The following is a 21470-nucleotide window of genomic DNA, read 5'->3' on the forward strand; positions in this document are numbered from 1 at the left end:
TCTTGTCGGTGGGCGCCGATAGCATTCGAACATGCATTCGAGTAGTCGCGAGGAGATCGAGGCGGACTACGCCGCCTTGCGTGAGGTGATGTCGCGGATTGTCGCTCACCGGTACGACGCGCTCACCACGCCGGAGCGGTTGACCTTGCTCGAGCAACCTGAGCGCGAGACGCGGAGGCTTCGGGTGCCGGGCCATGAACTCATCAATCAGCTCGCCGAGCAGGCACCGCTTGAGGAGCTGGGCGGCACACTGGCCGCGGCATTGGCCGGCCGACTGCGCATCACCCGCGGCGATGCCCGCCGGCGGGTGGCTGAGGCCGCCGACCTGGGTGCGCGCCGTGCGATCACCGGCGAACCGCTGCCCCCAATATTGACCGCAACGGCCGTGGCCCAGCGCGAAGGCAAGATCGGCGCCGGCCATGTCGACGTGATCCGGCGATTCTTCAACCAGTTGCCAAGCTCGGTAGACCTCGATACTCGCGCGTGCGCCGAAGCGCAGCTGGCCGGTCTAGCTGTCCAGTTTCGGCCCGACCACCTTGCCAATCTCGCGAGGCAACTCGCCGCCTACCTCAATCCGGACGGGAACTTCAGCGACGAGGATCGCGCGCGACGCCGTGGGCTGAACCTCAGCACACAACACATCGACGGGATGTCGCGGCTCAGCGGCTGGTTGACGCCTGAGGCCCGCGCTACCCTCGAGGCGGTGCTGGCGAAACTCGCCGCCCCCGGCATGGCCAACCCCGACGACGACATCCCGACGGTCGATGGGCCACCCGCCGAGGAAGTGGCACGGCGCGACATCCGCAGCACCGCGCAACGCAACCACGACGCTCTCAATGCCGCGCTGCGCGCGCTGCTGGCATCGGGAAAACTTGGCCAGCACAACGGGTTACCGGCATCCATCATCGTGACCACCACGCTGAAAGACCTCGAGTCGGCATCCGGTCGGGGGCTCACCGGCGGCGGCACCCTGCTGCCCATGTCCGACGTCATCCGCCTGGCCCGTCATGCGCATCAATACCTTGCGATCTTCGACAAGGGCGAAGCCCTGGCCCTGTATCACACCAAACGGCTGGCGTCGCCCGCTCAGCGAATTGTGCTGTACGCCAAGGATCGTGGTTGCACGCGTCCCGGCTGCGATGTGCCCGGCTACCTGTGCGAGGTGCATCACGTCGAAGACTGGGCGACCACCCACCGCACCGACATCAATGGGCTCACCCTGGCCTGCGGCCCCGATCACAAACTCGTCCAGCCGGGCGGCTGGACCACCCGAAAACGCAAAAATGGTGACACCGACTGGATCCCGCCGCGCCACCTCGACTACGGCCAACCCCGCACCAACACCTTCCACCATCCCGAGAAGGCGCTCTACGAGGAAGGCGGCGCGGCAGAGGACGAAGATGACGAGGACGGGGCAGCCTGAGATCTAGCCCGGCGGCCGCTCCGGCTTTCTCACCGCCGAGCCGACCGCGTCGGCCAGCGAGGCGAACCCGCCGTCGCGCAGCCGCCGGGCGATGCCGTCGTGAATGTGCTTGGGCCACAAGCCCCCGCCGTAGATGAAGCCGGTGTACCCCTGCAGCAACGACGCGCCCGCGGTGATCCGCTCCCAGGCGTCGTCCGCCGTCTCGATGCCCCCAACGCTGATCAGCACCATGCGGTCGCCGACTCGCGCGTAGAGCCTGCGCAGCACCTCGGTGGCGCGGGCCGCGACCGGCGGCCCAGAAATGCCGCCGCTGCCCAGCTCGTCGACGCCCGGCGTGGCCAGGCCGTCACGCGACACCGTCGTATTGGTGGCCACGATGCCGGCCAAGCCCAATTCGACTGCCAGATCGGCGATGTCGTCGATGTCGGAATCCGAGACATCGGGCGCGATCTTCACCAGCACCGGGGCCGACGTCTCGGCGAGTACGCCCGACAGGATGGGCCGCAGCGACTCGACCGCCTGCAAATCGCGCAGCCCCGGAGTGTTCGGCGAGCTGACATTGACCACCAGATACGACGCAAGCGGGCCAACCAGTCGCGCGCTTGCCCGATAGTCGTCGACGGCGTCGGTGGCCGGGGTGTCCTTGGTCTTGCCGATGTTCACCCCGATCGGCACCTCGGGCCGCTGATGGGCCAGCCGGATCGCCAGCTGCCCGGCGCCGCGGTTGTTGAACCCCATCCGGTTCAGCAGGGCTCGGTCGGCCGGCAACCGGAACAGGCGCGGGGCCGGGTTGCCGGGCTGCGGGTGGGCGGTCACCGTCCCCACTTCGGCGTAGCCAAAACCCATCGCCCCCCACGTCAGCAGCCCCATGCCGTCCTTGTCGAAACCGGCGGCCAGGCCCAGCGGTCCGGGAAAGCGCAGCCCGAAGACCGTGCTCGCCAGCACCGGGTCCCGCGGGCCCAGCAGCCGGTGCAGCAATCGCCGTGTCAAGGCGAGGGCCGTGCCGGCGCGGAGCACGGCGAAAACCAGCGTGTGGATGCGCTCCGGCGGCACCATGAAAAACAGCCGGCGAAGAAGGCGATACATCACAGCTCAGGCTGGTCGGGCCGCCGACCCGGGGAGCCCGCAGCGTCGAGGCGAGATTTCTTACGGCGCAACAAAACCCGCCTACTGCCGTCGGTGTATAACCGCACCCGGGTGAGTTCCCAGCCGCGGTACTCGGCCTCGATGGACAGCCGAATGGACGCGCTGAGTCGGGTCACTTCGGGCGGCAGTCGCAACGGTATCCACTCGTACTCGTCGGACATCTCGGCGACCCAGCCCGCCGGCAGCCGACTCCACCGCGGCGCGGCCCGACTCGTCACGGCGCGCCTGCCGCGCGCTCGATGATCTGGATGCCCGCTCCCGACCCCGACACCACGTACAAGGTGTCCGACGCATCGTCAAAGGCCAGCGAGTTGGGTTGCTGCACGGTTGGGTATCGCACCCTTTCGACGGGAATTCCGGTTGACAGATCGTAACCAATCACCGTGTTCGTCGCGGTCTGGGACACCCAGGCCAACGCGTGCGAGCCGGCCAGGCCGTAGGGGGCCTGGCGCACCGGATAGGCCTGACGCAGGATTAGCGGGTCCACACCGTAGACCAGGAGTTCGCCGCCGCGAGTGTCGGCGACCAGGACTCGGCCCAGCGGATCCGCGGCAAGCGTCGTCGCGCCCTGGCCGGCCCGCAGCGCAAGCTCGGCGCGACCGTCGGCGCCGATAGTGGTCACCGAGGTTTGCCCACGATCCAGAACCACCGCCGTATTTCCTTGTGTCACAAGGGAATCGACGCGGGCGAAGATCTTGTTCCGGCTTTCGACCTTCGCGGTGCTAGCGGTGCCATCGCTGTGAGGCGCGGCGGGTGTGGAGGCGAGTATGTAGACGGCACCGTCGGCGCTGCCCAACACCAGCTTGCCGTCGGCGCGGCGCGCGATCGCGGTGAAATCGACCCGCTCGGCACCGCTGACACCGACCTGCGTCGTGTGCCCGGCGGCTAGATCGACCGCGAAATAGCCCCCGCGTGTTGCCAGGTAGGCGGTGCCGTGGCCGTCGCCGGTCAGGGCGGCCGCCGGGCCCTGCAGCGCGGTCGCACGCGCCGCGGCCTGCGCGCCACCGAACACCGCGACACTCGCGGGCGCCGCCGGATCGGCGCCGGGGACCAGGACGGCCAGCTGGTGAGTGTCGCCGTCGAATACCGCGGCCTGAGCGTCACCGGGTAGCGGTCTGACCGCACCGGCTGGAGGCGCCGACACCGGCGGCGATTCGGCGGCCCGTGCCGGCTCGATCGTGGGCGGCTTCGGTGACGTGAGCGGGTTCGACGAACAACCGACGACCAGCGCCAGCAAAAGCAACAGACCGACAAAGCGGCAGCTCTTTAAGCAGCTATGCCCTGACAGCAACAATCGACCTTCGAGTGGGGAGCATGGAGTTCACATTTTAAGGAACGGTTTCGCATCCAATCTGGCATCCAATCTGACCATGTTGCCCACACGCGGTCGTTCTGGAGAGGTATGGTCGCGATATGACCGTCATCGTTGACCGGCATACCGCAGACAAAGAGTTTGCTATCGAAGACATTTCGACAGGCATTTTTGCCAGCGGGTATGGACAAGTCGGTGATGGACGCAGTTTTTCCTTCCACATTGAGCATCGTTCGCTCGTCGTCGAAGTTTACCGGCCGCGGCTTTCGGGGCCGGTTCCGCAGGCCGAGGACGTAGTCGCGAGGGCGGTTCGCAGCCTGTTCGACATCGATGTCACCGACGTGCGCAGCCTGACCGCGGCGGTCCGCGACTCGGTCGCGCACGCGGTGCCCGTCACGCGCTAGGCACGTCAGCTAGTCATATCCCGTCGCAGTCACCCGCAGCGGGTACGGTCGTCGTGACATGACCGTCATCCTGTTGCGCCACGGCCGGTCCACCTCGAACACCGCCGGGATCCTGGCGGGCCGCTCCGAGGGCGTCGACCTCGACGACAAGGGCCGCGAGCAAGCCGCGGGGCTGATCGACCGGCTCGGCGACCTGCCGATCCGCGCGGTCGTAACGTCCCCGCTGCTGCGTTGCCGACGCACCATCGAACCGCTCGCCGAATCGCTGTGTCTCGAGCCGGTCATCGACGAGCGGATCGCCGAAGTCGACTACGGCGAATGGACGGGCCGCAAAATCGGCGAGTTGGCGAAAGAGGCGTTGTGGCGCGTGGTTCAGGCCCACCCCAGCGCGGCGGTATTCCCCGGCGGTGAGGGTTTGGCGCAGGTACAGGCGCGCGCCGTGGCCGCCGTCCGCGAACACGACAAGCGGATCGCCTTGGAATATGGGGGAGAACATGGCGGCGATGCGTTATGGGTGGCGTGTACCCACGGCGACGTCATCAAGTCGGTGATCGCTGACGCCTACGGGATTCATCTGGACGGATTCCAGCGGGTCACCGCCGACCCCGGGTCGGTGAGCGTGGTCAGTTACACACCGCTGCGTCCGTTCGTGTTGCACGTCAACCACACTGGGGCGCGGTTGTCGGCGGCGTTGCGCGCCGGGCCCCAGAAGGACCAACAGCCGAAGGACGAGTCCCAAAAAGACCAGGCCCAAAAAGACGAGCCCCAGAACGAAGAGCCCCCGAAAGACGAGCAGCCCCAGAACGACGAGCCCGTCGAGCCCGTCAGCGAACTGCCGCCGAGCGATGCGGTGGTCGGAGGCTCCACCGACTAGTTCGGCCGGGACAACCGAATCGGATCGCACGGCCAGGGCAACTGCCGGTATTTTGGAAGTGCCATGTCCCGCGCAATTCATGTCTTCCGCACCCCCGACCGCTTCGTGGCCGGCACCGTTGGCCAGCCCGGAAATCGCACCTTCTACATCCAAGCGGTCGGCGATTCGCGGGTGGTGTCGGTGGTGTTGGAGAAGCAACAGGTCGCTGTGCTCGCCGAGCGCATCGGTGCGCTGCTGCTCGAAGTGAATCGCCGGTTCGGCACGCCGGTTCCACCGGAGCCCGCCGAGGTCGACGACCTCAACCCGCTGATCACCCCCGTCGACGCGGAGTTTCGGGTCGGGACCATGGGTTTGGGCTGGGATTCGGAGGCACAGACCGTGGTGGTCGAACTGCTCGCCGTCACCGACGCCGAATTCGACGCCTCGGTGGTGCTCGACGACACCGAAGAGGGGCCCGACGCGGTCCGGGTGTTCCTGACGCCGGAGTCGGCCCGGCAGTTCGCGACCCGCTCCAATCGGGTGATCTCGGCGGGGCGCCCGCCCTGCCCGCTGTGCGACGAACCGTTGGACCCGGAGGGCCACATCTGCGCGCGCACCAACGGCTATAAGCGCAGCGCGCTGCTCGGGCCCGACGATGAACCCGAGCAATGACGACGCGGTGGCCGAACGTGAGGTGCTGCGCGACGGCGAGCTGACGGTCCTCGGACGCATCCGTTCGGCCAGCAACGCCACCTTTCTGTGCGAGTCGACGCTGGGTGAGCGCAGTGTGCATTGCGTCTACAAGCCGGTCGCCGGCGAGGCGCCGCTATGGGATTTTCCCGACGGGACGCTGGCCGGCCGCGAACTCGGCGCATATCTGGTGTCGACACAGCTGGGCTGGAACATCGTGCCCTACACCGTGATTCGTCACGGGCCGGCGGGCCCCGGCATGTTGCAGCTATGGGTGGAGCAGCCGGGCGACACTCTTGATTCCGATTCCGCATCCGATGCGCGGCCCGGGCCCGACCTGGTCGACCTGTTTCCCGCCGGCAAACCGCAGCGGGGTTACCTGCCCATCCTGCGGGCCTACGACTACGCCGGCGACGAGGTCGTCCTGATGCACGCCGACGACATCCGGTTGTGGCGGATGGCGGTCTTCGATGTGTTGATCAACAACGCCGACCGCAAGGGCGGCCACGTCCTGCGCGACATCGAGGGCCACATCTTCGGTGTCGACCACGGGGTGTGCCTGCACGTCGAGAACAAGCTGCGCACGGTGTTGTGGGGCTGGGCGGGCAAGCCGATCGACGACAAAACGCTGGACGCGGTCGCCGCGCTCGCCGATGCCCTCGGCGACTCGTTCGGCGACGAGCTGGCCGGCCACATCACCCGGGCCGAAATCGCGGCTCTGCGCAGGCGCGCCCACGCGCTGCTGGACAACCCGGTGATGCCGGAACCGAACCGTCATCGCCCCATTCCCTGGCCGGCGTTCTAGGGCGCGGCTCTTTCGGGGCGTACCGGTCGGCAATCCGGTCGGCAATACTGAACCGGTGACCCCGGCGCCGGATGAGATGACGGACGCCGCGCTGGCCGCCGACCTGGCCGCGGACGCGGGGGAGCTGCTGCTGAAGGTGCGCGAGGAGATCGGTTTCGATTCTCCCTGGGCACTGGGCGACGCGGGGGACAGCCTGGCCAACGAGTTGATCCTGCGACGACTGCGCGCCGAGCGACCCGGCGATGCCGTGCTCAGCGAGGAAGCCTACGACGACCTCTCGCGGGTGAATCACGACCGGGTGTGGATCATCGACCCGTTGGACGGCACCCGTGAGTTCTCCACGCCGGGGCGCGACGACTGGGCGGTACACATCGCGCTGTGGCAGCGTGACGGGGTCCCCGCCGACGAGCACCGCGAAATCACCGATGCGGCAGTGGCTTTGCCGGCGCGCGGCAACACGGTGTATCGCAGCGATACCGTGACCGACGGCGCGGCGCGCACAGGCCTTCCGCACACCTTCCGGATCGCCGTCAGCGCCACCCGCCCACCCGCGGTTCTCTACCGCATGCGCCAGACGCTGCACATTCAGCCGGTGGCGATCGGCTCGGCGGGCGCGAAGGCGATGGCCGTCATCGACGGCGACGTCGACGCCTACGTGCATGCGGGGGGCCAATGGGAATGGGACTCGGCGGCCCCGGCCGGGGTACTGATGGCAGCGGGCATGCACGCGTCGCGGCTCGACGGCTCGCCGCTGCGCTACAACCAGCTCGACCCGTACCTGCCCGACTTCGTCATGTGCCGTGCCGAGGTGGCGCCGATCCTGCTCGGTGCCATCCGCCAGGAATTTCGCTGATTCCGCGCGCGTTTAGAGTCGACGTTATGCAGGCGTGGTCTTCCGCACAGGTCCCGGTGGTTCCGGGACGCGGCCCGGAGCTGCGGCTCTACGACACCTCCGACCGGCAGGTGCGCCCGGTGGCGGCCGGCACTCAGCCCGGTTCGACCGCGTCCATGTACGTCTGCGGGATCACCCCCTACGACGCGACACACCTGGGTCACGCGGCCACCTATCTGGCATTCGACCTGGTCCATCGGGTCTGGCTGGACCTCGGTCATGACGTGCACTACGTGCAGAACGTCACCGACGTGGACGACCCACTATTTGAACGGGCCGAGCGCGACGGCGTCGATTGGCGTGAGCTCGCCGACCGCGAGGTCGCCCTTTTCCGCGAGGACATGGCGGCGCTGCGCATACTGCCGCCACGCGAATACGTCGCGGCGACCGAGGCGATTCCCGAAGTCGTCGAACTCGTCGAGAAAATGCTCGCCTCCGGCGCCGCGTACATCGTCGACCCCGAAATGGGGGAGCACCCCGACATCTACTACCGGGCCGACGCCACGCCGCAGTTCGGCTACGAGTCGGGCTACGACCGCGACACCATGCTTCGGTTGTTCGCCGAGCGCGGGGGCGACCCGGACCGGCCGGGCAAGACCGACGAGCTCGACGCGCTGCTGTGGCGGGCCGCACGTCCGGGCGAACCGAGTTGGCCGTCGCCGTTCGGCGCCGGCCGGCCCGGCTGGCATGTCGAATGCGCGGCCATCGCGCTGAGCCGCATCGGCAGCGGCCTGGACATCCAGGGCGGCGGCAGCGACCTGATCTTTCCGCATCACGAATTCACCGCCGCCCACGCCGAATGTGTAAGGGGCGAAAGGCGATTCGCCCGGCATTACGTGCACGCCGGAATGATCGGCTGGGATGGGCAAAAGATGTCCAAGAGCCGCGGCAACCTGGTGCTGGTGTCGGCGCTGCGAGCGCAAAGCGTTGAGCCATCGGCGATTCGGCTTGGTCTGCTGGCCGGGCACTATCGCGCGGATCGGTTCTGGAACCAGCAGGTGCTCGACGATGCGACCGCACGGCTACATCGCTGGCGCACCGCGACCGCGCTGCCCGCCGCCCCCGACGCCGCCGACGTTGTCGCCCGGGTGCGCCGCTATCTGGCCGACGACCTGGACACTCCCAAAGCGATCGCCGCACTTGATGGTTGGGCCACCGACGCCCTGGAATACGGCGGGCACGACGCGAGCGCGCCGAAGCTGGTGGCCACCGCGATCGATGCGCTCCTCGGAGTGGCCCTGTAGGAGTGGCCCTGTAGGAGGGGCCCTGTAAGAGTGGCCCTGTAAGTCACTAATCAGCGACTGCTGGGTCTCGATCCGCACAACAATCTGGGTGGACGGCGTGTCATAGGTCACCATCGACGGAGCAACGCGTAGCGCGCGTCAACCGCAAAGGTGATTGCTTGATGCTCAGTCGTTTTCGCCGTGTGGCTGGCGTGGTCAGCACCGTCGGCATACTAATCCTTGCTTTGGATACCGTGCACGCATCGGCGGCGGCCACGGAGAGCCCGAACCTGCTGATGAATCCCGGCGCCGAACTTGGCGACCCTTCGCTGTCGGGATACAGCTCGGTGACGATCCCGGGCTGGACCGTGACCGGCACACCGACCGTGATCAAATACGGCACCCTGCGCCGCCTCCCGTGGCCTCTCCAGTCACCGGGGCCGATGCTCCCCGCGGCCGCAGGCTATCCCCGCGCCCAGAACGGGCCCCCGGACGGCGGCGTGCAGTTCTTCGGCGGCGGACCCGTCGCCACCTCCACGCTCGCCCAGATCGTCGACCTGTCCGGCGCGAAGCAACTGATCGACACCAGCACCGTGCCCTACACCTTGAGCGGATGGCTCGGGGGCTGGTTACAAGACCCGTCAGAAGCGTCGGTCACCGTCACCTTCCTAGCCGCCGACGGATCGCAGCTGGGCACGCCGGGCAAGATCGGGCCGGTCGGTCTGCTCGATCGCGGGTTGAATGCCAAACTCCTGCAACGCCAGACCACCGGGCCGGTGCCCGCGGGCACGCGCAGCGCACGTGTGGTCGTGACCCTGAAAGACAAGAATCCGTTGTTCGGCGCCTACAACAACGCCTACGCCGACAACATCTCGTTCACTATCGGCGCCCCGCTGCCGGCCCCACCGCCGCCCACACCGCCGGCGTCGAAAGTCGGCCCCCTCGACCATGTGTTCCTGATCTATCTGGAGAACCATGGCGTGAAAGACATCGTCGGCAGCCGCAACGCGCCGTACACCAACGGCCTCATCGACAACTACGGATACGGCTCGAACTACTACGCCCAATCCCACCCCAGCCTGCCGAACTACTACCCGATCCTCGGCGGCTCCGACTTCGGCTTCAACTACAACTGCGAGCTGGACTGCTTCGACGAACACAACCTCGTCGACAACATCGAGGCGGCGCACGGGGGATGGGCCGCCTACGAGCAATCCATGCCGCAGCCGTGCTTCAAGCAGTCCGCGGGTCCCTACGGTCCCGGCGAACTACCGTTCCTCGCTTTCCACGACATCGCCGCCAACGACGCTCGCTGCCAGGCGCACGTGCTGCCGCTGCAAAGGATGGCCACGGATCTCGCATCGACGTCCACCACGCCGAACTTCGTCTGGTGGGCTGCCGACGAAAACCACAACCAGGAAGGCCCCGTCAACCTCGAGTTCATCATCAGCCTGCTGACGGATCATCAGTACAACATCAAGGCCGGCGACCAATTTCTCGCGGACACGCTGCCCATCATCCTGAACTCGCCCGCATTTCGAACGCAGCGCAGTGCCATCTTCATCACCTGGGACGAGGACTACAACAACATCTCGCTGGGTGTGGGCAACGAGGGCAACCACATCCCCATGATCGTGATCCCGTCACCGAATTCCGGTATGCGCCAAGGCCATCTCGTCGCCGCCAACTTCAACAACCACTACAGCCTGCTGCGCACCATTGAGGATTCCCTCGGAATGCCGCGGCTCACCAACAACGACAAGTTCGCGCAACCGATGAACGACTACTGGCCGTAGTCTGTGCGCGCCAAGGGAATTACCCTCGTCTCATGAGCAAGCTGGACGGCAACCTGGCCGGGAACCTGGACGGCAACCTGGACGGCAACCTGGACGGCAACCTGGACGGAAAAATCGTCTTCATCACCGGCGGCGCCCGGGGAATCGGCGCCGAGGTCGCCCGCCGGCTAGCCGATAAGGGCGCCAAACTCGTGCTGACCGATCTCGACAAGGCAGCGCTGGACTCGCTGGCCGGCCAACTCGGCGGCGACGACCAGGTGCTGACCGTGGTAGCCGACGTGCGGGACCTGCCCGCCATGCAGGCCGCGGCCGCCGCGGCCGTCGAACGCTTCGGCGGCATCGACGTCGTCATCGCCAACGGCCGGCATCACCAGCTACGGTTCGGTGCTGCAGGTCGATCCCGAGGCCGTCAAGCGCGTGCTGGACGTCAACCTGCTCGGCGTGTTCCACACCGTGCGCGCCACGCTGCCCGCGCTGATCGACCGGCGCGGCTACGTGCTGATCGTCTCTTCGCTGGCTGCGTTCGCGGCCGCCCCGGGGATGGCACCGTACGACATGAGCAAGGCCGGCAACGAGCACCTCGCCGCTGCGCTGCGCCTCGAGGTCGGCCATCTCGGCGTCGGCGTTGGGTTGGCGCACATGTCCTGGATCGACACCGCTCTGGTCCGCGATAGCACCGCAGACATGCCCGCGTTCGGCGAACTGCTTGCTTCGCTCCCGTGGCCGCTGAACAAGACGACCTCGGTGGAAAAGTGCGCGACCGCTTTCGTCAAAGGCATTGAGGGCCGCAAGTCGCGTGTGTACTGCCCGCGCTGGGTCGCCGTGTTCCGCTGGCTCAAGCCGGTGCTGTCCACGCCGGTCGGCGAATTTCCCGTGCGCAAGACATGCGCCGAGCTGGTGCCCCGGATGGACGCCGAGGTCGCCGCGCTCGGCCGCGCCACCAGCTCCTACAACGTGGAGTTGGGTAAGGGAGGAGTTGGGTAAGGGAGGAGTTGGGTAAGACCTAGGGTCAGCGCCCGAAACCAGGACGGCGGCGGCGCAGATACTTTTCGAACTCGGCGGCCAGCGCGTCGCCGTCGATCTTGCCCAGCGCTTCGTTCATGTCCACCTCGGCGTCGCCGCGCTGTTCCAGCGACACCACGTATTCGGCGAGATCCTCGTCCTCGGAGGTCATCTCGGTGACCGCCTGTTCCCACTCCTCGGCTTGCGCCGGCAGGTCCGCCAGTGGAACCTCGATGTCCAGCACGTCTTCGACCCGGCGCAACAGCGCCACCGTCGCTTTCGGGTTCGGCGGCTGAGACACGTAGTGCGGCACGGCCGCCCAGAAGGTCACCGCCGGAATCCCGGCGGCCACGCAGGCGTCCTGGAACACGCCCGCGATACCGGTTGGTCCCTCGTAGCGGGTTTCCTCCAGGCCGAAGCGTTTCGCCGACTCGGGGGAGTAGGCCGCCCCCGACACGGGCACCGGCCGGGTGTGGGGGGTGTCGGCCAGCAGCGCGCCAAGGATGACGACGGTATCGACGTTGAGCTTGTCGGCAATGGCCACCAGTTCGGCGCAAAACGTGCGCCAGCGCATGTTCGGCTCCACCCCGTGCATCAGGACCACGTCGCGGTCGCTGCCCGGCGGCCGGCAATGTGTGATCCGCATCGCAGGCCACACCAGCTCGCGGGTGACGCCGTCGACCTGTCGGATGACCGGGCGATTCACCTGGTAGTCGTAGTACGCCTCGTCGTCGATCTCGACGATCGGGTCGGCCTCCCAGATGGCATCGAGGTGCTCCAGCGCGTCGCTGGCCGCGTCGCCCGCGTCGTTCCAGCCCTCGAACGCCGCCACGACGATCGTGTTGTGCAGTTCGGGCAGCTTGCCGCCATCCGGGCCGCCATCGGGCTGAGTCACAGAAATCAGCCTACGGCGTGCCGTCACACACAGGGCGTTTGCATAGGCCGACTATCCTTATGGCATGACCGCCCAGTTACAGTCGAAATACCTGCGGCTGCAAACTGGTTAACCTTGGTAACTACCACGTCGCCGAAAAGATCCGCGAACTGTCCTTTCACGGGCACCGTGATCGCGGCGAGGAGTTGGGCGTCCAGACGTCGATCGGGTGACGACGTAGACTTTTCTGGTCGAGAGGCGTTGCAACGGATCCGGGTGCATCCTGGTATCCGCCACGCTCGGCAGAGTCGACGTTGTTGACGAGAAGGACGCCTTCCGTTATGGAAGGAGTACGCGTGAGCGCCGCCCCGCCGAATACTTTTGCGCCGAACATCCGTCCCGACTGCACCGAGGAACTGACGGCGGCTCTGCGCCAGCGGATCATGGTGATCGACGGCGCGATGGGCACGGCGATCCAGCGGGACAGGCCGGACGAGGCCGGCTACCGCGGCGACCGGTTCACGGAATGGCCGACCGCTCTTCAGGGCAACAACGACCTGCTCACCCTGACGCAGCCACAGATCATCGAGGGGATCCATCGCGAGTACCTCGAGGCGGGCGCCGACATCCTGGAGACCAACACGTTCAACGCGAACGCGATCTCCCTCTCCGACTACGACATGGCGGACCTGAGCTACGAGCTGAACTACGCCGGCGCCGCCCTGGCCCGCAAGGCCGCCGACGAATACAGCACCCCGAAGAAGCCGCGCTACGTCGCCGGGGCGATCGGGCCGACCACGCGGACTGCGTCGATCTCGCCGGACGTCAACGACCCTGGGGCCCGCAACGTCTCCTACGACCAGCTGGTCGCCGCCTACCTCGAATCCGCCAACGGCCTGGTCGACGGTGGTGCCGACCTGCTCATCATCGAGACGATCTTCGACTCACTGAACGCGAAGGCGGCGGTGTTCGCCGTCGAGACGCTGTTCGAGGAGCGCGGACGCCGCTGGCCCGTCATCATCTCGGGCACCATCACGGATGCCTCCGGGCGCACGTTGTCCGGTCAGGTCACCGAAGCATTCTGGAACGCGATCAGGCACGCCAAGCCGATCGCGGTCGGCCTCAACTGCGCGCTGGGCGCGCCGGAGATGAGGCCCTACATCGCCGAGATGTCGCGAATCGCAGACACTTTCGTCTCCTGTTACCCGAACGCCGGCCTGCCCAACGCTTTTGGTGAGTACGACGAGACCCCGGAGCGCCAGGCTCGCTACATCGCCGACTTCGCCGAGGCCGGTCTGGTCAACCTGGTCGGTGGCTGCTGCGGGACGGCGCCGCCGCACATCGCCGAGATCGCCAAGGTCGTCGAGGGCAAGCCGCCGCGTGAGGTGCCGAAGATCCCGGTGGCCACCCGGCTGTCGGGCCTGGAGCCGCTCAACATCACCGACGACTCCCTGTTCGTGAACATCGGAGAGCGCACCAACATCACCGGCTCCGCGCGGTTCCGCAACCTGATCAAGGCCGAGGACTACGACACCGCGCTGTCGGTCGCCCTGCAGCAGGTCGAGGTCGGTGCGCAGGTGATCGACATCAACATGGACGAGGGCATGATCGACGGCGTCGCCGCGATGGACCGGTTCACCAAGCTGATCGCGGCCGAGCCGGACATCAGCCGGGTCCCGGTGATGATCGACTCCTCCAAGTGGGAGGTCATCGAGGCGGGCCTGAAGAACGTGCAGGGCAAGCCGATCGTCAACTCGATCTCCATGAAGGAGGGCGAGGAGAAGTTCATCCGCGAGGCACGGCTGTGCCGCAAGTATGGCGCGGCCGTCGTCGTGATGGCCTTCGACGAGCAGGGCCAGGCCGACAACCTGGAGCGCCGCAAAGAGATCTGCGGGCGCGCCTACCGGATCCTCACCGAAGGGGTCGGCTTCCCGCCCGAGGACATCATCTTCGACCCGAACTGCTTCGCGCTGGCGACCGGCATCGAGGAGCACGCGACGTACGGGATCGACTTCATCGAGGCCTGCGCCTGGATCAAGGAGAACCTGCCGGGGGTGCACATCTCCGGCGGCATCTCGAACGTGTCGTTCTCGTTCCGGGGCAACAACCCGGTCCGCGAGGCGATCCACTCGGTGTTCCTGTTCCACGCCATCAAAGCCGGCCTGGACATGGGCATCGTCAACGCCGGCGCGCTGGTGCCCTACGACTCGATCGACCCCGAGCTGCGCGAGCGGATCGAAGACGTCGTTCTGAACCGTCGCGAGGATGCGGCCGAACGTCTCCTGGAGATCGCCGAACGGTTCAACAAGTCCGGTGAAGCCTCCGAGGACCCGAAGGCGGCCGAATGGCGATCTCTCCCGGTCCGCGAGCGGATCACGCATGCGCTCGTGAAGGGGATCGACGCCCACGTCGACGACGACACGGAAGAGCTGCGGGCCGAGATCGCCGCCGCGGGCGGTCGCCCGATCGAGGTGATCGAGGGCCCGCTGATGGACGGCATGAACGTCGTGGGTGACCTCTTCGGCTCGGGCAAGATGTTCCTGCCCCAGGTCGTGAAGTCGGCCCGGGTGATGAAGAAGGCCGTCGCGTACCTGCTGCCGTTCATCGAGGCGGAGAAGGAGCAAAACGGGACGGCCGCCTCGAAGGACACCAACGGCACGATCGTGATGGCGACGGTGAAGGGCGACGTCCACGACATCGGCAAGAATATCGTCGGAGTTGTCCTGCAGTGCAACAACTTTGAGGTGATCGACCTCGGTGTGATGGTGCCCGCCGAGAAGATCCTGGCCGCGGCGAAGGAGCACGACGCCGACATCATCGGACTGTCCGGGCTGATCACCCCGTCGCTGGACGAGATGGTCAACTTCGCCGTCGAGATGGAACGCGAGGAGCTGGAGATCCCGCTGCTGATCGGCGGCGCGACCACCTCGCGCGCTCACACGGCCGTGAAGGTGGCGCCGCGTCGCAGCGGTCCGGTGGTCTGGGTCAAGGACGCGTCCCGCTCGGTGCCGGTGGCCGCCGCGCTCCTCGACGACAAGCAGCGTCCCGCCCTACTGGAGGCCACCGAGAAGGACTACGCATCGCTGCGCGAACGGCACTCCCAGAAGAACGAGCGGCCGATGCTGACGCTAGAGAAGGCCCGCGCGAACCGGACGCCGATCGACTGGGACGGCTACACGCCGCCGGTGCCCGCCCAGGGCCTCGGCGTGCGGGAGTTTCTCGACTACGACCTCGAAGAGCTGCGCGAGTACATCGACTGGCAGCCGTTCTTCAACGCCTGGGAGATGAAGGGCCGCTTCCCCGACATCCTCAACAACCCGGCCACCGGCGAGGCCGCCCGCAAGCTGTACGACGACGCCCAGGAGATGCTCGACACCCTGATCAAGGAGAAGTGGCTGAGGGCCAACGGGGTGATCGGCTTCTTCCCTGCGAATGCCGTCGGCTCGGGTATGGAAGACATCGAGGTGTACACCGACGAGACCCGCACCGAGGTGCTGACCACGTTGCACAACCTGCGCCAGCAGGGCGAGCACCGGGAGGGCATCCCGAACCGGTCGCTGGGTGACTACATCGCCCCCAAAGAATCGGGTCTTCGGGACTACGTCGGTGCCTTCGCCGTCACCGCGGGGCTCGGCAGCCAGGAGAAGATCGCGGAGTTCAAGGCGGCCCTCGACGACTACAGCGCGATCCTGCTGGAGTCGGTAGCCGACCGGCTGGCAGAGGCGTTCGCCGAGCGGATGCACCAACGGGTCCGCAAAGAGTTCTGGGGATTCCAGCCGGATGAGCAGCTGGACAATGAGGCCCTCATCGATGAGAAGTACCAGGGAATCCGTCCGGCCCCCGGTTACCCGGCCTGCCCGGAGCACACCGAGAAGGTGACGCTCTGGAAGTTGATGGACGTCAAAGAGCGGACCGGCATCGAGCTGACCGAGTCGATGGCGATGTGGCCCGGTGCGGCCGTCAGCGGCTGGTATTTCTCGCATCCCCAGTCGCAGTACTTCGTGGTCGGCCGGTTGGCGCAGGACCAGGTCGCTGACTACGCGAAGCGCAAGGGCTGGACCCTGGCCGAAGCCGAGCGTTGGCTGAGCTCCAATCTCGGCTACAACCCGGAGGACTGAGCGGAAACCGCCGTGACTTTGCTCGTCGCCGCGTGAAACAATCGCTGGCCGTGAAGACCTTCGAGGATCTGTTCGCCGAGCTTGGCGATCGTGCCCGCACCCGGCCGGCCGGCAGCGCGACCGTCGCCGCGCTGGACGGTGGGATCCATGGGCTGGGCAAGAAGATCCTGGAGGAGGCCGGCGAGGTGTGGCTGGCGGCCGAACACGAACCCGACGACGCGCTGGCCGGGGAGATCAGCCAGTTGCTGTACTGGACGCAGGTGCTGATGATCGCGCGCGGCCTGACCCTCGACGACGTCTACCGGAAGCTGTGAGGGCTGTGGGCATGTTGCGCGTCGCGGTTCCCAATAAAGGTGCGCTCAGCGAGCCGGCCACCGAGATCCTCGCGGAGGCCGGCTATCGGCGCCGTACCGACCCCAAGGATCTGACGGTCATCGACCCCGTCAACCAGGTCGAGTTTTTCTTTTTGCGGCCCAAAGACATTGCTATCTATGTCGGTTCGGGCGAGCTGGACTTCGGCATCACCGGGCGTGACCTGGTGCTCGACTCCGGTGCGCCGGTGGGAGAGCGCCTGGCGCTGGGCTTCGGCTCGTCCAGCTTCCGCTATGCGGCCCCGGCGGGCCGCAAGTGGGCGACGGCGGATCTGGCCGGAAAGCGCATCGCCACCGCCTACCCGAATCTGGTCCGAAAAGACCTGGCCGAGAAGGGGATTGACGCGACGGTGATCGGGCTCGACGGGGCGGTGGAGATCTCGGTGCAGCTCGGGGTTGCCGACGCCATTGCCGATGTGGTGGGGTCCGGCCGCACCCTGAGCCTGCACGATCTGGTGGCCTTTGGTGAGCCGCTGTGTGATTCGGAGGCGGTGCTGATCGAGCGCACCGATCACGACGGTCGGGGTGAGTCGCCGTCTGAACTGGACGCGGCCCGCGATCAATTGGTAGCCCGGGTCCAAGGTGTGGTGTTCGGTCAGCAATACCTGATGCTCGACTACGACTGCCCGCGCTCGGTGCTGGACAAGGCCACCTCGATCACGCCGGGATTGGAGTCTCCGACCATCGCCCCGCTGGCCGACCCTGACTGGGTCGCAATCCGGGCACTGGTACCGCGCCGCGGTGTCAACGAGATCATGGACGAGCTCGCCGCGATCGGTGCCAAAGCGATTCTGGCGTCCGATATCAGGTTCTGCCGATTCTGATCGCCCTATCGGCGGGACGGCCGCTGTGTTAGCGTCCGCCGTGGGGGAGACCGGCCGAGCTCCAGGGCCGGCACCCCTTTTTGGTGCCGGGCAGTTCATCCTCCAGGAGGGGTCTCCGTGACGCATGCACTAATTCTGCTGATGGCTTTGTTGATTGGCGTGGTCGCCGGTTTGCGTTCGCTGACGGCGCCGGCCGTCGTCGCCTGGGCGGCGTTTATCGGCTGGATCGACCTGCACGGCACGTGGGCATCGTGGGTGGCCAACCTCATCACCGTCATCGTCCTGACCGTTCTCGCCGTCGGCGAACTGGTCAACGACAAGCTGCCCAAGACGCCGGCGCGCACCGCGCCGCCGATCTTCGCCGCCCGGATCATCACGGGAGGATTCGCGGGCGCGGTGCTGGGCGCAATGCCGCACTGGACGTTTAGCGCGCTGGGGGCCGGCGTGATCGGCGCGGTGATCGGCACCCTCGGCGGTTATCAGGCGCGCAAGCGGCTGGTGGGGGTGACCGGCGGTAAGGACCTGCCCATCGCGCTGCTCGAGGATGCGGTCGCGATCGCGGGCGGCTTCGCCATCGCCGCGTGGGCGGGTCACGTGCTGACGGAGTACGTGCTGACGGCCGTTAAGTGACAGCCGCTAACAGACACCGTTAACAGACAGTCGTTAAATGACAGAGCATTTCGACGCGATCATCGTCGGCGCCGGCCAAGCCGGCCCACCCCTGGCCGGGCGGTTGACGGCCGCCGGGCAGCGGGTCGCGATAGTCGAGCGCAAACTGATCGGCGGCACCTGCGTCAACACGGGATGCATCCCGACCAAGACGCTGGTGGCCAGCGCGCACGCCGCGCAGCTGGCCCGGCGCGGCGCGGAATATGGCGTCGGAACCGGACCCGTCACCGTGGACATGGCGAAAGTCAAAGCCCGCAAAGACGACATCATGCTCAGCGACCGCAAGGGCGTCGAGGATTGGCTCGACGGCATGGACGGCTGCACCGTTTTTCGCGGCCATGCCCGCTTCGAAGATCCGCACACCATCAGCGTCGACACGCAGGACGGTGAACAGCGGCTGCAGGCCGACCGGATTTTCCTCAACGTCGGTGGCCGTGCCGTCGTGCCGGAGATCCCGGGGCTGTCCGATGTCGAGTTCCTCACCAATGTGTCGATCCTCGAACTCGACACGCTGCCATCCCATCTCGTCATCGTCGGGGGCAGCTATATCGCGCTGGAGTTCGCGCAGATGTACCGGCGATTCGGCGCTCCGGTAACCGTCGTCGAACGCGGCTCACGGCTGGCCTCCCGCGAAGACGAGGATGTCTCGACCGCGGTCAGGGAGATCCTGGAGGCCGAAGGCATAGACGTGGTTCTCGGCGCCGACGATGTGCGAATCCGAAAGAGCGACAACGGGTTCGAACTCATACCTCGCGACGGCGCGGCGCCCATTCGGGGCAGTCATCTGCTGCTGGCCGTGGGACGGCAACCCAACACCGACGACCTGGGGCTGGAAGCGGCCGGCGTGCGGACCGACGGCCGCGGCTACATCGTGGTGGACGACCAGCTCAAGACCAGCGTCGATCACATCTGGGCGATGGGCGATTGCAACGGCAAGGGCGCGTTCACGCACACCTCGTACAACGATTTCGAGATCGTCGCCGCCAACCTGCTCGACGACGACCCGCGCCGGGTGAGCGACCGCATCAGCACCTATGCGCTCTACATCGACCCGCCGTTGGGCAGGGCCGGCATGACCGTCGGCCAGGTCCGCGAGTCGGGGCGCAAGGCGCTGGTCGGCAAGCGACCCATGACCCGGGTCGGCCGGGCGGTGGAAAAGGGTGAGACGCAAGGCTTTATGAAGGTCGTGGTGGACGCTGAAACCCACGAGATCCTCGGAGCAGCCATCCTCGGCGTCGGCGGCGACGAGGCGATCCACGCCATCCTGGACGTCATGTCCGCCAAAGCTCCGTACACCACGCTGTCGCGCACGATGCACATCCATCCCACGGTGAGCGAGCTGGTCCCCACGATGCTGCAGGAGATGTCGCCGCTCGACTAGCGGCTCGATTAGCGGCTCGATTAGCGGATGGTCATGCCGCCGGTTCGGCGTCTCCGGCGAGGGGGTGGTGCACCGAATGCAGCACCGCGTCGGCACCGCCTTCGGCGGGGTCTTCCGGCCACCCGGGGTAGGGCGGCGGTGTCCCGCCGAAGGCCGGACAGCGCTCGTGATGCGGACACCAGTCGCACAACCGCGACGGGCTGGGACGGAAATCGCCCGTGGGCGCGGCCGATTGGATGGCACGCCAGATCGCCATCAGGGTCTTCTCGAAGCGCAGCAGCTCGTCGTGATCCGGTGAGTAGTCCAAGACCTGGCCGTCGGCAAGGTAGATGAGGCGCAGCCGCGCGGGCAGCACCCCGCGTGACCGCAGCAGCGCCACCGCATAGAACTTCATCTGGAACATCGCCTTGAACTCGGCCAGGGCGCGCGCTTCCGGCGGTGCCTTGCCGGTTTTGTAGTCGACCACCCGTAGCTCGCCAGTGGCGGCGACGTCGATGCGATCGATGAAGCCACGCAGCAGCGTGCCGTCGGCGAGCTCGACCTCCACGCGCTGCTCGCAGCATTCGGGCTCGAACCGGGTCGGGTCTTCCAGCAGGTAATAGCCGGACAGCAACGCGCGGGCTTCCTCGAGCAGTTCGGTTCGCTGTTCGGGCTCCAACTCGGCGGCCAGGTCCGGCACTGCGGCAATCACCCGTTCCCAGGCGGGTTCCACGAGCGATAGTGCGGTGTCCGGGACGCGCGACGCGGCGGGCAGGCCGTAGAGCTGCTCGAGCGCCGCGTGCACCACCGAGCCGCGTAGCTGCGCCGTCGACGGCGCCTCGGGCAGGCGGTCGATGGCCCGGAACCGGTACAGCAGTGGGCACTGCTTGAAGTCCGCCGCCCGCGACGGTGACAGAGCCGGGCGGGAAGGCGGCCGGGGGCCATCGTCCGGCTGGCCGGTCGTCGGCCCAGTCATGCCCTCCGTCATGCCCGCAGCGTAGGACCGCGCGGCGACAACCCCGAGCACCGACTACGGCGAGTCGGCTGGCAGGCTAGACGGCGTGTCCGCAACCGGCCCGTTTACCGTCGGCGAACGCGTCCAACTCACCGATGCCAAGGGCCGTCACTACACGATGGAGCTCACCGAAGGCGGTGAGTTCCACACCCATCGCGGCGCCATCGCCCACGACGACGTGATCGGGCTGGAACAGGGCAGCGTGGTCAAATCCAGCAGCGGCGCCGCGTTCCTGGTGCTGCGTCCGCTGCTGGTCGACTACGTGATGTCGATGCCGCGCGGGCCGCAGGTCATCTACCCCAAGGACGCCGCGCAGATCGTGCACGAGGGCGACATCTTTCCGGGTGCTCGTGTCCTGGAGGCCGGCGCCGGATCGGGCGCGCTGACCTGCTCGCTGCTGCGTGCCGTCGGGCCCGACGGGCGGGTGGTCTCCTACGAGCAGCGCGCGGATCACGCCGAACACGCCCGCCGCAACGTCTCGGTTTTCTTCGGCTCGGAGTTAGGCAGGGCGCCCGACAACTGGCAGCTGATCGTCAGCGATGTGGCGGACTCCGAGCTTCCCGACGCGTCCTTCGACAGGGCCGTGCTGGACATGCTCGCACCCTGGGAGGTGCTCGACTCGGTGTCGCGGCTGACGGTCGCCGGCGGTGTGCTGATCATCTACGTGGCCACCGTCACCCAGCTGTCGCGGGC

19 protein-coding genes and 1 pseudogene are annotated in these 21470 nt (G+C 67.1%); 15 read left to right on the forward strand and 5 right to left on the reverse strand.

What is annotated here, in order from left to right; genetic code table 11:
• The first annotated feature begins 31 nt into the window (after positions 1 to 31).
• Positions 32 to 1423 carry an HNH endonuclease signature motif containing protein gene (locus tag A5745_RS00750; RefSeq protein WP_076114763.1) on the forward strand — a complete coding sequence of 464 codons (1392 nt, stop codon included), beginning with the start codon at positions 32 to 34 and terminating at the stop codon, positions 1421 to 1423.
• Between the two features lie 3 nt (positions 1424 to 1426).
• Here A5745_RS00750 and A5745_RS00755 read toward each other — a convergent pair whose 3' ends face one another.
• From A5745_RS00755 to A5745_RS00765, 3 genes are read right to left on the reverse strand one after another with little or no spacing between them, the layout of a single operon-like run.
• On the reverse strand, positions 1427 to 2509 hold the full coding sequence (locus A5745_RS00755; protein WP_076114764.1) for a quinone-dependent dihydroorotate dehydrogenase: 1083 nt from the start codon (positions 2507 to 2509) through the stop codon (positions 1427 to 1429).
• Positions 2509 to 2730, reverse strand: a complete 222-nt coding sequence (locus A5745_RS00760; RefSeq protein WP_076114782.1) for a DUF5703 family protein — start codon at positions 2728 to 2730, stop codon at positions 2509 to 2511. Before A5745_RS00760 ends, A5745_RS00755 begins: the two co-directional genes overlap by 1 nt.
• A 53-nt stretch (positions 2731 to 2783) precedes the next feature.
• Positions 2784 to 3860, reverse strand: coding sequence for a YncE family protein (locus A5745_RS00765; protein WP_076114765.1), 1077 nt, complete (start codon positions 3858 to 3860; stop codon positions 2784 to 2786).
• 122 nt (positions 3861 to 3982) lie between these two features.
• On the opposite strand from A5745_RS00765, the gene A5745_RS00770 reads away from it, so the two are divergent.
• The 8 genes and pseudogenes from A5745_RS00770 to A5745_RS00805 all read left to right on the forward strand — a co-directional run bounded on the left by A5745_RS00770 (position 3983) and on the right by A5745_RS00805 (position 11528).
• Positions 3983 to 4285, forward strand: coding sequence for a hypothetical protein (locus A5745_RS00770; RefSeq protein WP_076114766.1), 303 nt, complete (start codon positions 3983 to 3985; stop codon positions 4283 to 4285).
• Between the two features lie 58 nt (positions 4286 to 4343).
• A complete protein-coding gene (locus A5745_RS00775; protein WP_076114767.1) occupies positions 4344 to 5159 on the forward strand; it encodes a histidine phosphatase family protein in 816 nt (271 codons plus the stop codon).
• Between the two features lie 63 nt (positions 5160 to 5222).
• Complete coding sequence (locus A5745_RS00780; RefSeq protein ID WP_076062398.1) at positions 5223 to 5810, forward strand: DUF3090 domain-containing protein; 588 nt, start codon at positions 5223 to 5225, stop codon at positions 5808 to 5810.
• Positions 5794 to 6633 carry an SCO1664 family protein gene (locus A5745_RS00785; RefSeq protein WP_076114768.1) on the forward strand — a complete coding sequence of 280 codons (840 nt, stop codon included), beginning with the start codon at positions 5794 to 5796 and terminating at the stop codon, positions 6631 to 6633. The genes A5745_RS00780 and A5745_RS00785 overlap by 17 nt, the downstream gene beginning before the upstream one ends.
• A gap of 76 nt (positions 6634 to 6709) precedes the next feature.
• Positions 6710 to 7486 carry a 3'(2'),5'-bisphosphate nucleotidase CysQ gene (locus A5745_RS00790; RefSeq protein ID WP_076114783.1) on the forward strand — a complete coding sequence of 259 codons (777 nt, stop codon included), beginning with the start codon at positions 6710 to 6712 and terminating at the stop codon, positions 7484 to 7486.
• 26 nt (positions 7487 to 7512) lie between these two features.
• On the forward strand, positions 7513 to 8769 hold the full coding sequence (mshC, locus tag A5745_RS00795; RefSeq protein WP_076114769.1) for a cysteine--1-D-myo-inosityl 2-amino-2-deoxy-alpha-D-glucopyranoside ligase: 1257 nt from the start codon (positions 7513 to 7515) through the stop codon (positions 8767 to 8769).
• A 161-nt stretch (positions 8770 to 8930) separates the two neighbouring features.
• The gene (locus tag A5745_RS00800) at positions 8931 to 10544 is read left to right on the forward strand and encodes an alkaline phosphatase family protein (protein ID WP_076114770.1); all 1614 of its coding nucleotides are present in this window, start codon (positions 8931 to 8933) and stop codon (positions 10542 to 10544) included.
• A gap of 89 nt (positions 10545 to 10633) precedes the next feature.
• Positions 10634 to 11528, forward strand: a pseudogene (locus A5745_RS00805) (SDR family oxidoreductase).
• Positions 11529 to 11553: 25 nt separating this feature from the next.
• Here A5745_RS00805 and A5745_RS00810 read toward each other — a convergent pair.
• The gene (locus tag A5745_RS00810) at positions 11554 to 12441 is read right to left on the reverse strand and encodes a PAC2 family protein (RefSeq protein WP_083679307.1); all 888 of its coding nucleotides are present in this window, start codon (positions 12439 to 12441) and stop codon (positions 11554 to 11556) included.
• Positions 12442 to 12761: 320 nt separating this feature from the next.
• Here A5745_RS00810 and metH point away from each other — a divergent pair, with 320 nt between their 5' ends.
• From metH to A5745_RS00835, 5 genes are all read left to right on the forward strand, one after another.
• Positions 12762 to 16538 (forward strand): methionine synthase, encoded by a 3777-nt coding sequence (gene metH, locus A5745_RS00815; RefSeq protein WP_076114771.1) that lies wholly within the window; start codon positions 12762 to 12764, stop codon positions 16536 to 16538.
• 32 nt (positions 16539 to 16570) lie between these two features.
• Positions 16571 to 16852, forward strand: a complete 282-nt coding sequence (locus tag A5745_RS00820; RefSeq protein ID WP_076062407.1) for a phosphoribosyl-ATP diphosphatase — start codon at positions 16571 to 16573, stop codon at positions 16850 to 16852.
• Positions 16853 to 16863: 11 nt separating this feature from the next.
• A complete protein-coding gene (gene hisG, locus A5745_RS00825; RefSeq protein WP_076114772.1) occupies positions 16864 to 17733 on the forward strand; it encodes an ATP phosphoribosyltransferase in 870 nt (289 codons plus the stop codon).
• Positions 17734 to 17850: 117 nt separating this feature from the next.
• Positions 17851 to 18363 carry a DUF4126 domain-containing protein gene (locus A5745_RS00830; protein WP_076114773.1) on the forward strand — a complete coding sequence of 171 codons (513 nt, stop codon included), beginning with the start codon at positions 17851 to 17853 and terminating at the stop codon, positions 18361 to 18363.
• A gap of 37 nt (positions 18364 to 18400) precedes the next feature.
• Positions 18401 to 19783: an FAD-containing oxidoreductase gene (locus A5745_RS00835; RefSeq protein ID WP_076114774.1), complete on the forward strand. Its 1383-nt coding sequence runs from the start codon at positions 18401 to 18403 to the stop codon at positions 19781 to 19783.
• A gap of 31 nt (positions 19784 to 19814) precedes the next feature.
• On the opposite strand, the gene A5745_RS00840 is transcribed toward A5745_RS00835, so the two are convergent.
• Positions 19815 to 20738 carry a RecB family exonuclease gene (locus A5745_RS00840; RefSeq protein WP_076114785.1) on the reverse strand — a complete coding sequence of 308 codons (924 nt, stop codon included), beginning with the start codon at positions 20736 to 20738 and terminating at the stop codon, positions 19815 to 19817.
• Between the two features lie 85 nt (positions 20739 to 20823).
• Here A5745_RS00840 and trmI point away from each other — a divergent pair.
• Positions 20824 to 21470, forward strand: a 647-nt coding sequence (trmI, locus tag A5745_RS00845) for a tRNA (adenine(58)-N(1))-methyltransferase TrmI (RefSeq protein WP_076114775.1), incomplete at its 3' end; no start/stop codon positions are given.

The sequence above is a fragment of the Mycobacterium sp. IS-2888 genome, from assembly GCF_001954215.1.
Lineage (GTDB): Bacteria > Actinomycetota > Actinomycetes > Mycobacteriales > Mycobacteriaceae > Mycobacterium.

What these genes read in the sequence shown, in the direction of transcription:
- A5745_RS00775 (WP_076114767.1), top strand. Translation starts at nt 4,344, where the DNA reads ATGACCGTCATCCTGTTGCGCCACGGCCGGTCCACCTCGAACACCGCC.
- A5745_RS00755 (WP_076114764.1), bottom strand. Translation starts at nt 2,509, where the DNA reads ATGTATCGCCTTCTTCGCCGGCTGTTTTTCATGGTGCCGCCGGAGCGC.
- A5745_RS00835 (WP_076114774.1), top strand. Translation starts at nt 18,401, where the DNA reads ATGACAGAGCATTTCGACGCGATCATCGTCGGCGCCGGCCAAGCCGGC.
- A5745_RS00760 (WP_076114782.1), bottom strand. Translation starts at nt 2,730, where the DNA reads ATGTCCGACGAGTACGAGTGGATACCGTTGCGACTGCCGCCCGAAGTG.
- hisG (WP_076114772.1), top strand. Translation starts at nt 16,864, where the DNA reads ATGTTGCGCGTCGCGGTTCCCAATAAAGGTGCGCTCAGCGAGCCGGCC.
- A5745_RS00780 (WP_076062398.1), top strand. Translation starts at nt 5,223, where the DNA reads ATGTCCCGCGCAATTCATGTCTTCCGCACCCCCGACCGCTTCGTGGCC.
- A5745_RS00785 (WP_076114768.1), top strand. Translation starts at nt 5,794, where the DNA reads ATGAACCCGAGCAATGACGACGCGGTGGCCGAACGTGAGGTGCTGCGC.
- metH (WP_076114771.1), top strand. Translation starts at nt 12,762, where the DNA reads ATGGAAGGAGTACGCGTGAGCGCCGCCCCGCCGAATACTTTTGCGCCG.
- A5745_RS00750 (WP_076114763.1), top strand. Translation starts at nt 32, where the DNA reads ATGCATTCGAGTAGTCGCGAGGAGATCGAGGCGGACTACGCCGCCTTG.
- mshC (WP_076114769.1), top strand. Translation starts at nt 7,513, where the DNA reads ATGCAGGCGTGGTCTTCCGCACAGGTCCCGGTGGTTCCGGGACGCGGC.
- A5745_RS00840 (WP_076114785.1), bottom strand. Translation starts at nt 20,738, where the DNA reads ATGACTGGGCCGACGACCGGCCAGCCGGACGATGGCCCCCGGCCGCCT.
- A5745_RS00800 (WP_076114770.1), top strand. Translation starts at nt 8,931, where the DNA reads ATGCTCAGTCGTTTTCGCCGTGTGGCTGGCGTGGTCAGCACCGTCGGC.
- A5745_RS00770 (WP_076114766.1), top strand. Translation starts at nt 3,983, where the DNA reads ATGACCGTCATCGTTGACCGGCATACCGCAGACAAAGAGTTTGCTATC.
- A5745_RS00790 (WP_076114783.1), top strand. Translation starts at nt 6,710, where the DNA reads ATGACGGACGCCGCGCTGGCCGCCGACCTGGCCGCGGACGCGGGGGAG.